Origin of the sequence: Mycolicibacter hiberniae, assembly GCF_010729485.1 — a bacterium.
GTDB lineage: Bacteria > Actinomycetota > Actinomycetes > Mycobacteriales > Mycobacteriaceae > Mycobacterium > Mycobacterium hiberniae.
In genome coordinates, this window is sequence record NZ_AP022609.1 from 2,247,292 (window position 1) to 2,259,609 (window position 12,318).

The following is a 12,318-nucleotide window of genomic DNA, read 5'->3' on the forward strand; positions in this document are numbered from 1 at the left end:
GGGAAAAGGGCCCGCACCTTCGAGAAGGTGCGGGCCCTTTGCGATGTACCCCCGATGGGATTCGAACCCACGCTACCGCCGTGAGAGGGCGGCGTCCTAGGCCGCTAGACGACGGGGGCTAGAACATTTCCGGGTTGCCAGCATAGCTCAACCCCAACGGCCCGCCTAATCGCTTGCAGCGGACCGCTTTTGCTGGGGTACCAGGACTCGAACCTAGAATGGCTGAACCAGAATCAGCTGTGTTGCCAATTACACCATACCCCATTGGCCGGCCATCACCGCTGGTCAGCGTGCCTGGCGGGCACTGCTGGCCTGACGTTCTTGGGCCGACGAGCAGACTACCAAACTTCTACGCCGAAGTTGTCATCGCGCTTCCCCTACCCCCGCCCGGGCGGTTCGCAACCGCTCCAAGCTGCGTCGCGAGCCCAGCAATTCCAGCGACTCGAACAGCGGCGGGCTGACCAGACCACCGGAGACGGCGACCCGGACCGGACCGAACGCCTTGCGCGGTTTGAGGCCCAGTCCGTCCAGCAGCGCCGCCTTCAGCGATTCCTCGATGGAGGCGGTGGTCCAGTCCTGCACGGCCTCCAGAGCGGCGATGGCAGCGTCGAGCACCGGGGCCGATTCCGGGCCCAGCTCCTTGGCGGCGGCACGCGGCTCCAGCTCGTAGTGCTCGTCGTTGAAGAACTTCAACAGCGGCCAGGCGTCGCCGAGCACCACGATGCGGGTCTGCACCAAGCCGGCGGCCACCGCAAAGCCGGCGTCGTCCAGGCCGCTGTCGTGCCCGTGGGCATCCAGATATCCGCGCAGCCGGGCTGTGAAGTCGTCCAGGTCGAGCAGCCGGATGTGCTCGGCGTTGATCGCATCGGCCTTCTTCTGGTCGAACCGGGCCGGGTTGGAGTTGACGTTCACCACGTCGAACGCGGCCACCATCTCCTCCATGCTGAACACATCACGGTCATCGGCGATGGACCAGCCCAGCAGCGCCAGGTAGTTCAACAGACCCTCGGGGATGAACCCCCGGTCCCGGTGCGCGAAGAGATTCGACTGCGGGTCACGTTTGGACAGCTTCTTGGTGCCCTCGCCTAAAACGGTTGGCAGGTGCCCGAATTCCGGAATCCCCTCAGCCACACCGATACGCATCAACGCCTGATACAGCGCGATCTGCCGCGGGGTGGACGGCAACAGGTCCTCGCCGCGCAGCACGTGGGTGATCTTCATCATGGCGTCGTCGACCGGGTTGACCAACGTGTACAGCGGGTCGCCGTTGGCCCGGGTCAGCGCGAAGTCGGGCACGGTGCCGGCCGGAAAGACCGTCGGCCCGCGCACCAGGTCCGTCCAGCCCAGCTCGGTGTCGGGCATCCGCAGTCGCACCACGGGCTTGCGACCCTCGGCGACGTACGCCGCCCGCTGGTCGGCGGTCAGGTCCCGGTCGAAGTTGTCGTAACCCAGCTTGGGGTTGCGCCCGGCGGCGCGGTGACGGGCCTCGACCTCCTCCGGCGTGGAGAACGCCTCGTAGGCCTCCCCCGCCGCCAGCAACCGCGCCACCACGTCACGGTGGATATCGGTGCGCTCGGACTGCCGGTACGGCCCGTAGGGTCCGCCCACCTCGGGGCCCTCGTCCCAGTCGAGGTGCAGCCAGCGCAGTGCGTCGAGCAACGCCAGGTAGCTCTCCTCGCTGTCGCGCTCGGCGTCGGTGTCCTCCACCCGGAACACCATGGTGCCGCCGGTATGGCGGGCGTAGGCCCAGTTGAACAGGGCGGTACGGATCAGCCCGACGTGCGGAGTGCCGGTCGGCGAGGGGCAGAACCGGACACGAACACCAGATGTGGTCACTACTTTCCTTTGCGGATAACCGGATTGGACAGGGTGCCGATGCCTTCAACGGCGATGGACACGGTGTCACCGTGCTCGATGGGGCCGACACCTTCGGGGGTGCCGGTAAGGATGATGTCGCCGGGCAGCAGCGTCATCACCGCGGAGACCCATTCCACGATGGCGCCCACGTCGTGCATCATCAGCGATGTCCGGCTGTCCTGCTTGACCACCCCGTTGACCTCGGTGCGAATGGCCAGGTCAGCCGGGTCGAGGTCGGTGACGATCCACGGCCCGATCGGGCAGAAGGTGTCGTGGCCTTTGGCCCGGGTCCATTGCCCGTCAGACTGCTGCTGGTCACGCGCCGACACGTCGTTGCCGATGGTGTAGCCCAAGATGTTGTCGCGGGCTCGCGCGGCCGGAACGTCCTTGCAGGGACGTGAGATGACCACGGCCAGCTCACCTTCGTAGTGGACCGGGGAAGCGTTGGCGGGCAGCTGAATCGGCACGTTGGGTCCGATGATCGCGGTGTTGGGCTTGAGGAACATCACCGGGTTGGCCGGTGGGGCACCACCCATTTCGGTGATGTGGGCGGCGTAGTTCTTGCCGATGCAGACCACCTTGCTGGCCAGAATCGGCGCCAGCAGCCGCACGTCCGCCAGCGGCCAGGAGCGGCCGGTGAACTCCGGTGTGCCGAAGGGGTGCTCGGCGATCTCGCGGGCGGTCATCTCGTGTGGCCGGTCGGGGTCCCCTTCAAGGCTGACGAAGGCGACGCCGTCCGGGCTGGCAATTCGGCCTAGGCGCATTCCAGCAAGCCTAATGGCGACCGCAAGCGCGGCGGAGCCGGGCGAAGCGGGTCGCCATCAACCCAGCCCAAGCCGACCGCAAGCGCGGCGGAGCCGGGCGAAGCGAGCCGCCATCAACCCGCCCAGCTTTGCCCGTCCTGTCGGGCGGGCCTGTGGAAGCATGGTCGGATGTCCACCGAGTCGATCGGCACAGCCGCTCGCTGGTCGGTGATGGTCGTCGCCCTGCTGGCGACGTTGTGCTCGTTCGTCTTCATCAACGGCATCGCCTTCGTCATCCCGATGCTGGAGACCAAGGGCGAGACCAACCTGGCGATGGCCGGCCTGCTGGCGTCGATGCCCAGTTTCGGCATGGTCTTGACGCTGTTCGCGTGGGGCGCTCTGCTGGACCGAGTCGGCGAGCGCATCGTGTTGAGTGTCGGTTCGGCCCTGACGGCTCTGGCCGCGTTCGCGGCCGCCTCGACGCACTCGCTGATCGGTGTCGGCGCCTTCCTCTTTCTGGGTGGTATGGCCGCCGCCAGCGCCAACAGCGCCAGCGGCCGGTTGGTGACGGGCTGGTTTCCGCCGCACCAGCGCGGACTGGTGATGGGCATCCGCCAGACCGCACAGCCCCTGGGAATCGCGCTGGGGGCCGAGGTGATCCCCGAGTTGGCTGAGCACGGGCTGGCGCGGGCACTGATGTTCCCGGCGACGTTGACCGCGGTGGCAGCGGTGGCGTGTGTGATCGGCGTGGTCGATCCGCCGCGCAGGCCGCGGTCGGCGGCCTCCGGCGCGGAACTCGCCAGCCCATACCGCAATTCGAAGGTGTTGTGGCGCATCCACTTGTCCTCAGCGCTGCTGATGGTGCCGCAGTGTGTGCTCGCCACTTTCATGTTGGTGTGGCTGATAGTGGACACCCACTGGTCGATCGCCGCCGCGGCTGGGCTGGTGACGGTGTCGCAGCTGCTCGGCGCGGCAGGCCGGGTGGCTGCCGGCCGGTGGTCAGACCGCGTGGGGTCGCGGTTGCGCCCGATCCGCGGCCTCGCCGTCGCCGGAGCGGTCGCGATGCTGGCTCTGGGGGCCACCGATCACCTGCACTCCCGGCTTGCCGAAGCCGCGATGGTGGTCGCGGCGGTGATCACCGTGCTGGACAACGGATTGGCCTCTACCGCGGTGGCCGAGATGGCGGGACCGTACTGGAGCGGGCGCGCGCTGGGCATCCAGAACACCACCCAGCGGCTGACCGCCGGGATCGCTCCCCCGATTTTCGGCGCATTGATCGGCGCCGTCGGCTACCCGCTGTCGTTCGCTCTGTGCGGACTGTTTCCGCTGGCCGCACTGCGGTTGGTCCCGGTGAAAGCCGAACCCGAAGGTCGCTCACCGCTGGAGGCGCTGCGCACCCTGCGGATGCCGCCGGCGCCACCGCCCAGCCCGCCTGCCGCGCCCTGAGGCCGGCCGCCCAGTACCGTCGAAACGATGACCGATACGGATCGTGTCCGGCTTCGGACACCGACCGTGGCCGACGGCCCGAGCCTATGGCGGATGGCCGTCGACAGCGCGACTCTCGACGTCAATGCCCCCTACGCCTACCTGCTGTGGTGCCGCGATTTCGCGGCCACGTCGGTGATCGCCGAGGTCGAGGGGCACCCGGGCGGTTTCGTAACCGGGTATCGGCGCCCCACGCATCCGGAGGTCCTGATGATCTGGCAGGTGGCGGTCGACGCCGCGCACCGCGGAGTCGGACTGGCCGGCCTGATGCTCGATCACCTCGCTTCCAGGCACGTCGCCGCGGGCGTTACGCATGTTGAGACCTCGATCACACCCGATAACGCCGCCAGCCGGCGGCTGTTCGCGGCCTTCGCGCGCCGGTGGGACGCGCCGCTGGCGTGTTCCGAGCTGTTCGAAGCGGGTTTGTTCGCCGAATCCCATCTGGCAGAAGAACTGTTTCGCATCGGACCGCTTCGGGTACAACCACGACGCCTGTGAGGCGCGACCGGGGTTGAGATAACAAATTGGTCTCGGTAAGGTCACGAACACATAACCGTGGGCCCCGGGAGAGGCAGGCGGGGGGATCCGAACGGGGTGGTGGGTCGAGCCGAGAATCACCCACGGCACGAGTGTGATGGCGACCTGTCGTTCCGTTCCGTTGTCAGCGACCGACGGACGGGGGAACTATGACGATTTTTGATGCGCTCGAGTCCGAGGTGCGCAGTTACTGCCGGTCATGGCCGGTGACGTTCGACCGCGCCAGCGGCTCTCGGATGTGGGATGCCGAGGGCAGGCAGTACCTGGATTTCTTCGCCGGCGCCGGTGCGCTCAACTACGGCCACAACCACCCCGATCTGCGGGCTCCACTGCTGGAATACCTGAGTTCGGATCGGGTGGTGCACAGCCTGGACATGAACACCACGGCCAAGGCCGAATTCCTCAGGCGCTTCGACGAGGTGATCCTCAAGCCACGCGAGCTGGACTACAAAGTCCAGTTTCCCGGGCCGACCGGAACCAACGCGGTGGAGTCGGCTCTGAAACTGGTGCGCAAGGTCACCGGCCGGGAGAGCATTATCAGCTTCACCAACGCCTTCCACGGCATGACCCTGGGCTCGCTGAGCGTCACCGGCAATTCGATGAAGCGCGGCGGGGCGGGCATTCCGCTGGTGCACGCCACCCCGATGCCCTACGACAACTATCTCGACGGCGTGGTCCCCGACTTCTTGTGGTTCGAGCGCCTACTCGAGGACAGCGGCAGCGGTCTCAACGAGCCCGCGGGGGTGATCGTCGAGACGGTCCAGGGCGAGGGCGGAATCAACGTGGCGCGCCTGGAATGGCTGCGCGGCCTTTCCGAATTGTGCCGGCGCCATGACCTGTTGCTGATCGTCGACGACGTCCAGATGGGTTGCGGGCGCACCGGACCGTTCTTCAGTTTCGAGGCGGCCGGGATCGTCCCCGACATCGTCTGCCTCTCGAAATCCATCAGCGGCTACGGGCTGCCCATGGCGCTGACGCTGCTGAAGCCGGAACTGGACGTCTGGGAGCCCGGCGAGCACAACGGCACCTTCCGCGGCCAGAACCCGTCGTTCGTCACGGCCGCAGTGGCGCTGAACTTCTGGACGGACGATCGTTTGGAGAAATCCGTGCTGCACAAGGGCGAACTGGTCGAGCAGGCATTGCGCGACGTGGTGGATCCGATCCCCGGGGCAACCGTCCGGGGCCGCGGCCTGATCCGCGGGGTGGCCTTCGAACGCCCGGAGCTGGCCGGCGCGGTGTGCCGCGAGGCGTTCGGACGCGGCCTGCTGCTGGAGACCTCCGGCCCGGACGGCGAAGTCGTAAAACTCATGCCGCCGTTGGTCATCAATGACGACGACCTGGCCGAAGGACTGCTGATCACCGCTGCGTCGATCGAAACCGTCGCCGCCCGTGAACTCACCGCCACCACGTCAGGAGCCAGCCGATGATCGTCCGTACCCTCGCCGAGATCAAGGGCACCGACCGGGATGTCGCGTCCAAGACCTGGAACAGCCAGCGACTGCTGCTGGCGCGTGACGGCCAGCGGTTCTCCCTGCACGAGACCTGTCTCTACGCCGGTACCGAAACCTCGATGTGGTACGCCAACCATGTCGAGGCGGTGTACTGCGTCGGCGGGGAAGGCGAGCTGCTCAACGACGAGACCGGCGAGGTGCACCCGTTGAGCGACGGCACCCTGTATCTGCTCGACGGCCACGAGCGCCACCGGGTGACGGCCCACACCGACCTGCGCATGGTGTGCGTTTTCGACCCGCCGGTGACCGGCCAGGAGGTGCACGACGCGAACGGCGCCTACCCCCTGCTCGCCGAACAGCCCCACGAGACTGCGTCGTGACGACCGCCGTCACCGACCGCTATCCCACCCGCAACAACGTCGCGATCGGCATCGAGCCCCGCCGCGACCCGGTGGTATGGGCACCCGGTACCAACGGCGGTCCGCTGAGCCCGGCCGCGGTCGAGCAGTTCGACACTGACGGGTTCTTGACCGTCACCCCCCTGCTGAGCCCCGAGATCGTGACCGACCTGCGCGACGAACTGGACCGCCTGCGCGCCGACCCCGCCCTGGCCGCCGACGAGCGTTCGATCTGCGAACGCGACAGCGCCCAGATCCGGTCGATCTTCGAGGTGCACCGGATCAGCCCGGCCTTCGCGGCGCTGGTCGCCGATCCGCGCCTGGTGGGTCCGGCCCGCCAGCTGCTCGGCTCCGATGTCTACGTGCACCAGAGCCGAGTCAACTTCAAGCCGGGCTTCAACGGCCGAGAGTTCTATTGGCACTCTGACTTTGAGACCTGGCACGCCGAAGACGGTATGCCGGCTCCCCGCGCCGTCAGCGTCTCGGTGGCCCTCACCGAGAACCGGGACACCAATGGGTCGCTGATGATCATGCCCGGCTCACACCGCTGGTTCGTCTCCTGCCCGGGTCGCACGCCACCGGACCACTACCGCTCGTCTCTCACCGAGCAACAGATCGGCACGCCCGACGACGCGAGCCTGAGCTGGTTGGCCGATCGGTGCGGCATCCGGCAGATCACCGGCCCTGCCGGCTCTGCGGTGTTCTTCGACAGCAACTGCATGCACGGGTCGAGCAGCAACATCACCCCGTATGCACGCTCGAACGTGTTCATCGTCTACAACAGCGTGGACAACGCCCTCGTGGGGCCGTTCGGCGCCACCGTTGCTCGACCGACCTTCATCGCCAGCCGCGTGTTTCACCCGGTTTAGCGCAGCCAATCCCCGACGGCCGCGCCGACGCTCGGTCAACCGATCCGGGCACCGATCTCGGTGGCCGCCTCGATCAGCACATCGGCCACCCCGTCGTACTGCGCAGCGCTCAGTCGGTGAATGGGCGCAGCGGCGTTCAGCGCCAGGAGCACACCGGGCGCCCTGGCCGCGATCCCCACCGCCACGGAGGCGACACCGTCCTCGCTGCCCTCGCGGTTCACCGCGTATCCCTGCTGTCGTACCCGGTCGAGCTCGCGCTGCAGCTCGGTGCGGGTGCCCACGGAATGGGCCGTGAGGCGCGGGAGCTGCTCATCGGGGTACAGCCGGAGGAAGTCGGCGTCGGACAGCCGCGCCAGCAGGGCCTTACCCGTCGAGGTGCAATGCGCCGGCATCGCGCGGCCGTGTCGTGATGCCACCCGAACCGCAGTCGGCCCCTCGGCCGCGGCGATGAACCGCACGTTGGCACCCTCGAGCATGCCCAGATGGACCGATTCCCTCAGGCGTTCGCTGAGGCGCGCCAGCACCGGCTTTGCCGCACCCTCGATGTCGATCCGGTTGAACACCGAAAACGCAACGCTCATCAGTGCGGGCCCGGGGTGATAGGCCTTGGACACCGGATCCTGGCGGACGAACCCCCGGTACTGCAGCATGGCCAGCAACCGGTGAGCCGTCGAGGATGCGACGTCCAGGTGCCTCGCCGCGTCGGTCAGCCGGATCTGCGGCTGCTCGCCCAGCAGCAGGATGAGCTTCAGCGCCCGGTCCACCGATCCGATGGGATATTGCGGCACTTCCCCTTCGGCGCCCACCCGGCCGGCCGCTGACTCGGCGGGAAACGAGGACTTGCTCTGCATACCAGAAACCCTACGCCACCATCGCGACGCATGGGCGCAGCTGACGCGGGTCAGCCGCACCCGGCGCGCAGGCTGGTCGCAGCCGCCCGCTGCCCGCCATCAAAACCAGTTCAGAGCGTTATACCGGTCGTTGTTGCAGTGCTGTTGACCTGCACTGGGCCTGCCTGGCAAGGTTGGTCCACACCGAGGCATCGTTTTCTGCAGAACAGACACCGTGGGCCCTGAAAGACTGGAGTCGCAATCGATGAGTGATCACCGGCACGTCCTCGACGAGGTCAGGCGGGGAATGATCCCGGCACATATCTACAACGACGCCGAGATCTTCGAACTCGAAAAGGAGCGGCTCTTTCGCCGGGCCTGGATGTTCGTGGCGCATGAATCGGAGATCCCGCAGAACGGCGACTACGTGGTGCGCCGCCTGCTCAACGACTCGTTCATCATCGCGCGGGACGCGAAAGGCGACGTGCGGGCCATGTTCAACATGTGCCTGCACCGCGGGATGCAGATCTGCCGCGCAGAGATGGGCAACGCCTCGAACTTCCGGTGCCCCTACCACGGGTGGTCGTACCGCAACGACGGCCGAATCACCGGCCTGCCCTTCCATCAGGAGGCCTACGGCGGCGAGGCGGGCTTTTCGAAAAGGGGTCAAACCCTCTTGCCGGCACCGAATCTGGCCAGCTACAACGGTCTGATCTTCATCAGCCTGGACCCGCAGGCCCCTCCCCTTACGGAGTTCCTCGGCGACTTCGCCTTCTATCTGGACTTCTACACCCGGCAAAGCCGAGCCGGCTTGCAGGTGCACGGCCCGCAACGGTGGCGCATCAAGGCGAACTGGAAGATCGGCGTGGAGAATTTCGCCGGGGACATGTATCACACACCGCACACCCACGCCTCAGTGGTCGACATCGGATTGTTCCGGGAACCCAAGGCGCAGAAGCGCAAAGACGGAGCCACGTACTGGGCTACCTGCGGCGGCGGAACGACCTACAAGCTGCCGCCGGGCACCTTTGAGGAGCGGATGCGCTACGTCGGCTACCCCGACGAGATGGTGGAGCGGATCAAGGACGTGTGGTCGCCCGACCACCAGCGCCTGGTCAGCGACGACGGTTTCATGATCTCGGCGGCCTCGTGCTTTCCCAACATGAGCCTGGTGCACAACTGGCCCAAGATTCAAGACAGCGAAGACGTCTTGCCATTCATTTCGATTCGCACCTGGCAGCCGGTCAGCGAGAACGAAACCGAGGTGTACTCGTGGTTCGCCGTGGACGCGGCAGCCCCCGAGCAGTTCAAGAAGGACTCCTACAAGGCCTATCTGATGTGCTTCGGCTCCACAGGCATGTTCGAGCAGGACGATGTGGAGAACTGGGTCTCGCTGACCAATACCGCCGGCGGATCGATGGCCCGTCAACTGCTGCTCAACGGCCGGATGGGTCTGCTCGCCGACGACACCCCGGTCGTGGATGCGTTGCCGCCGGAGCGATTCCACGGTCCCGGCACCGCTCAGGTCGGCTACAACGAGAACAACCAGCGGGCGATCCTTCGGATGTGGGCCGATCACCTTGAGCTGCCCCCGGTGGCGACGACTCCGGCAGCCATGGGCACGCACCGCGAGTCGATTACCCCCCTGGTACAGACCAACGGCACACCGCGATGCGAGGCGAGCGTGAAGGAGGCCCAGCTATGACGGCCACTGAGCAAGACCGGGGCGGCCGGCTCCCCCGGCCGGATGCCAGCGCACCCTGGGAGTTGGCGGTACTGGGAGATCATGCGCCGACGAACGTTCGCGTGGGAAGGCCCTTGCCGTTCAACGATTCCCGGCACCTGCAGGCGCATCAGTTCCTGATCGACGAGGCCTACCTGCTGGATGCACAGCAGTACTCCGAATGGCTCGACACCCTCACCGAGGACATCCACTACTTCATGCCCGTCCGGGTGACCACGGCCGCGGGTGCGGGTTTCGACACCTCCCCCGGCATGGCCCATTTCGACGAGAACAAATACTCGTTGAGCAGGCGCGTCGCGCGCTTTGCCACCGAGCACGCGTGGACCGAAGACCCTCCGTCACGGCTGCGCCACCACATCACCAACGTCCGGACGTTCGCCTGCGACGACGACGCACATCTGATCGTCGAGTCCGCCGAGCTGCTCTTCCGCAGCCGCGGCGATGTGAACGAAGCCGCGCTGGTGTCCTGCGGAAGGGAAGACCTGCTGCGCCTGACCGATCAGGGCTGGAAGTTGGCGCGTCGCACCATCTATGTCGATGAGTCCGTCCTGCGCATGCAGAACCTGGCGGTGTTCCTGTGAGCGCACTCGACGACCTACTGGCCGGTGCGGTGGGTGAGCCCATAAGCATCGCCAACGAATTCACCGAAGTGACGCTGCGCCGGGTCGACACCCGCAACGGTTCCAGGCTGCTCATCACCGCTGCCAAGTCGGGACGCTGGATCAGTCTCGACGCTCTGGAAGTCGAGGCATTGACCTGGCAGAACGACTACACACTGGCCGCGATGGTCGGCAACCTGCAACAACCACTGCTCACCGACGACAGCGACCTGCCGTGACGCGTTGGCTGGAGGGCAAACGGGCGCTTGTCGTCGGCGCCGGCTCAGGTATCGGCCGTGCGGTTGTCGACGCCTATCTCGAAGAAGGAGCCCGGGTCGCGGTATTGGAGCGCGACCCGGCCAAATGCGCGGCGCTGGAGAACCAACTGCCGCAAGTCACCGTGACGCAGGGCGACGCGGCGACGGCACAGGCCAATGAACGGGCCGTCGCAGCCGCCGTGGCGGCCTTCGGCGGCCTGGACACTCTGGTGAACTGCGTGGGGATCTTCGACTTCTACAAGGGCATCACCGACATCGCGCCCCAGGAACTGGCGCCGGCGTTCGAGGAGATGTTCACCACAAACGTGCTGAGCCACCTGCAGTCGGTGAAGGCCGCCGTTCCGGCGCTACAAGCCCAGGAGGGTTCGTCCATCCTGCTGACCGAGTCCGCGTCGTCGTACTACGCGGGACGCGGCGGCGTCCTCTACGTCGCATCGAAGTTCGCCGTCCGCGGCTTGGTCACAAGCCTCGCCTACGAACTCGCCCCGCATATCCGTGTCAACGGTGTCGCCCCTGGAGGGACTCTGAACACCGACTTGCGCGGTCTGCACAACCTGTCGCTGGATCATGTCCGCTTGGACGACACCCCGGATCGGGCGCGTGATCTGGCGGCTCGCACCCCGCTGCACGTCGCCCTCACGCCGCAGGACCATGCCTGGAGCTTCGTCTTCCTGGCATCCGAGAGATCCCGCGGCATAACCTCCGGAAGCATCCACCCCGACGGCGGGTTCGGCATGGGTGGCGCACAACCGTCCCCGAGAGGCTGACCCATGAGCGCAGATCTGGCAGCAGCGCGAGCGGAGATCGCCCAGGCCTGCCGAGTGGCCGCGTCGCGCGGCCTGGTCGACGGAATTCTCGGGCACATCAGTGCCCGGGTCGATGACGATCACCTCCTGATCCGGTGCCGCAGCGATTCCGACCGGGGTGTGGCGTTCACCCGTCCCGACGACATTCGGCTCATCCGTTTCGACGGAACGCCGGGCGCCGCCGGGGAATTGGACGGGTATCGGCCACCCAACGAGTTGCCGATCCACGTCGAGACGCTGCGGGCACATCCCGAACACCACGCCGTGGCGCATCTGCACCCGCCGGCCGTGGTGGCCGTCGACCTCGCCGGTATCACGATCGAGCCCATCTACGGCGCCTACGACATCCCCGGCGCGTGGCTCGCGCGCCGGGGCGTCCCGGTATACCCCAGGGCCGTACTGATCCACACCGCGGCACTGGGCAAGGAGATGGTGGCCGCCATGGCGGGGAAGCCGGTGGTGATCTGCCGCGGTCATGGCATCACCAGTGCCGCCGCCACCGTGGCACAGGCCGTTCTGCAGGCGATAAGCCTCGACCAGTTGGCGTCCATGGCGCTGCGGATACGTTCGGCCGGCGGCACGTGTACGCCGATCGACGAATCGGACTGGGCGCACCTGCCCGACCTCGGACCGTCGTTCACAACCGACGCTGCCTGGCGCCATGAAGTCGCCCGGCTGGAAGCCGGCTGAGCGCACAGCCATGGGTATTCCTCGTCGATCC

At 66.8% G+C, this 12,318-nt stretch carries 13 protein-coding genes and 2 tRNA genes; 10 read left to right on the forward strand and 5 right to left on the reverse strand.

What is annotated here, in order from left to right; genetic code table 11:
• Window positions 1–46: 46 nt before the first annotated feature.
• The 4 genes from G6N14_RS10600 to G6N14_RS10615 all read right to left on the reverse strand — a co-directional run bounded on the left by G6N14_RS10600 (window position 47) and on the right by G6N14_RS10615 (window position 2,621).
• A tRNA-Glu gene (locus G6N14_RS10600) sits at window positions 47–119 on the reverse strand.
• A gap of 73 nt (window positions 120–192) precedes the next feature.
• A tRNA-Gln gene (locus G6N14_RS10605) sits at window positions 193–264 on the reverse strand.
• Window positions 265–363: 99 nt separating this feature from the next.
• Window positions 364–1,836, reverse strand: coding sequence for a glutamate--tRNA ligase (gene gltX, locus G6N14_RS10610; protein ID WP_085137669.1), 1,473 nt, complete (start codon window positions 1,834–1,836; stop codon window positions 364–366).
• On the reverse strand, window positions 1,836–2,621 hold the full coding sequence (locus tag G6N14_RS10615; RefSeq protein WP_085130507.1) for a fumarylacetoacetate hydrolase family protein: 786 nt from the start codon (window positions 2,619–2,621) through the stop codon (window positions 1,836–1,838). The genes gltX and G6N14_RS10615 overlap by 1 nt, the downstream gene beginning before the upstream one ends.
• Before the next feature lie 168 nt (window positions 2,622–2,789).
• On the opposite strand from G6N14_RS10615, the gene G6N14_RS10620 reads away from it, so the two are divergent.
• The 5 genes from G6N14_RS10620 (at window position 2,790) to thpD (ending at window position 7,340) form a co-directional block, all read left to right on the forward strand.
• On the forward strand, window positions 2,790–4,046 hold the full coding sequence (locus G6N14_RS10620) for an MFS transporter (protein ID WP_085137667.1): 1,257 nt from the start codon (window positions 2,790–2,792) through the stop codon (window positions 4,044–4,046).
• A gap of 27 nt (window positions 4,047–4,073) precedes the next feature.
• Window positions 4,074–4,583, forward strand: a complete 510-nt coding sequence (gene ectA, locus G6N14_RS10625) for a diaminobutyrate acetyltransferase (protein ID WP_085137665.1) — start codon at window positions 4,074–4,076, stop codon at window positions 4,581–4,583.
• A gap of 188 nt (window positions 4,584–4,771) precedes the next feature.
• Window positions 4,772–6,049, forward strand: a complete 1,278-nt coding sequence (gene ectB / locus G6N14_RS10630; RefSeq protein WP_085137653.1) for a diaminobutyrate--2-oxoglutarate transaminase — start codon at window positions 4,772–4,774, stop codon at window positions 6,047–6,049.
• On the forward strand, window positions 6,046–6,453 hold the full coding sequence (locus tag G6N14_RS10635; RefSeq protein ID WP_085137651.1) for an ectoine synthase: 408 nt from the start codon (window positions 6,046–6,048) through the stop codon (window positions 6,451–6,453). Before ectB ends, G6N14_RS10635 begins: the two co-directional genes overlap by 4 nt.
• Window positions 6,450–7,340 (forward strand): ectoine hydroxylase, encoded by an 891-nt coding sequence (thpD, locus tag G6N14_RS10640; protein WP_085137649.1) that lies wholly within the window; start codon window positions 6,450–6,452, stop codon window positions 7,338–7,340. The genes G6N14_RS10635 and thpD overlap by 4 nt, the downstream gene beginning before the upstream one ends.
• 35 nt (window positions 7,341–7,375) lie before the next feature.
• On the opposite strand, the gene G6N14_RS10645 is transcribed toward thpD, so the two are convergent.
• The gene (locus tag G6N14_RS10645) at window positions 7,376–8,191 is read right to left on the reverse strand and encodes an IclR family transcriptional regulator (protein ID WP_085137647.1); all 816 of its coding nucleotides are present in this window, start codon (window positions 8,189–8,191) and stop codon (window positions 7,376–7,378) included.
• 244 nt (window positions 8,192–8,435) lie between these two features.
• Here G6N14_RS10645 and G6N14_RS10650 point away from each other — a divergent pair, with 244 nt between their 5' ends.
• Genes G6N14_RS10650 through G6N14_RS10670 form a run of 5 tightly spaced genes read left to right on the forward strand, consistent with a single transcriptional unit; the run spans window position 8,436 to window position 12,287 of the window.
• Window positions 8,436–9,875, forward strand: a complete 1,440-nt coding sequence (locus G6N14_RS10650; RefSeq protein ID WP_085137645.1) for an aromatic ring-hydroxylating dioxygenase subunit alpha — start codon at window positions 8,436–8,438, stop codon at window positions 9,873–9,875.
• Window positions 9,872–10,495, forward strand: a complete 624-nt coding sequence (locus G6N14_RS10655; protein ID WP_085137643.1) for a 3-phenylpropionate/cinnamic acid dioxygenase subunit beta — start codon at window positions 9,872–9,874, stop codon at window positions 10,493–10,495. Before G6N14_RS10650 ends, G6N14_RS10655 begins: the two co-directional genes overlap by 4 nt.
• A complete protein-coding gene (locus G6N14_RS10660) occupies window positions 10,492–10,752 on the forward strand; it encodes a dihydrodiol dehydrogenase (protein WP_179960827.1) in 261 nt (86 codons plus the stop codon). The genes G6N14_RS10655 and G6N14_RS10660 overlap by 4 nt, the downstream gene beginning before the upstream one ends.
• Window positions 10,749–11,558 carry a 3-(cis-5,6-dihydroxycyclohexa-1,3-dien-1-yl)propanoate dehydrogenase gene (gene hcaB / locus G6N14_RS10665; protein ID WP_085137641.1) on the forward strand — a complete coding sequence of 270 codons (810 nt, stop codon included), beginning with the start codon at window positions 10,749–10,751 and terminating at the stop codon, window positions 11,556–11,558. The genes G6N14_RS10660 and hcaB overlap by 4 nt, the downstream gene beginning before the upstream one ends.
• A gap of 3 nt (window positions 11,559–11,561) precedes the next feature.
• Window positions 11,562–12,287, forward strand: coding sequence for a 3,4-dihydroxyphthalate decarboxylase (locus tag G6N14_RS10670; RefSeq protein ID WP_085137639.1), 726 nt, complete (start codon window positions 11,562–11,564; stop codon window positions 12,285–12,287).
• Window positions 12,288–12,318 lie beyond the last annotated feature (31 nt).

Coding starts and splice junctions, on each gene's coding strand:
- ectA (WP_085137665.1), top strand. CDS start 4,074: ATGACCGATACGGATCGTGTCCGGCTTCGGACACCGACCGTGGCCGAC.
- G6N14_RS10650 (WP_085137645.1), top strand. CDS start 8,436: ATGAGTGATCACCGGCACGTCCTCGACGAGGTCAGGCGGGGAATGATC.
- G6N14_RS10635 (WP_085137651.1), top strand. CDS start 6,046: ATGATCGTCCGTACCCTCGCCGAGATCAAGGGCACCGACCGGGATGTC.
- G6N14_RS10620 (WP_085137667.1), top strand. CDS start 2,790: ATGTCCACCGAGTCGATCGGCACAGCCGCTCGCTGGTCGGTGATGGTC.
- ectB (WP_085137653.1), top strand. CDS start 4,772: ATGACGATTTTTGATGCGCTCGAGTCCGAGGTGCGCAGTTACTGCCGG.
- G6N14_RS10655 (WP_085137643.1), top strand. CDS start 9,872: ATGACGGCCACTGAGCAAGACCGGGGCGGCCGGCTCCCCCGGCCGGAT.
- G6N14_RS10645 (WP_085137647.1), bottom strand. CDS start 8,191: ATGCAGAGCAAGTCCTCGTTTCCCGCCGAGTCAGCGGCCGGCCGGGTG.
- G6N14_RS10670 (WP_085137639.1), top strand. CDS start 11,562: ATGAGCGCAGATCTGGCAGCAGCGCGAGCGGAGATCGCCCAGGCCTGC.
- G6N14_RS10615 (WP_085130507.1), bottom strand. CDS start 2,621: ATGCGCCTAGGCCGAATTGCCAGCCCGGACGGCGTCGCCTTCGTCAGC.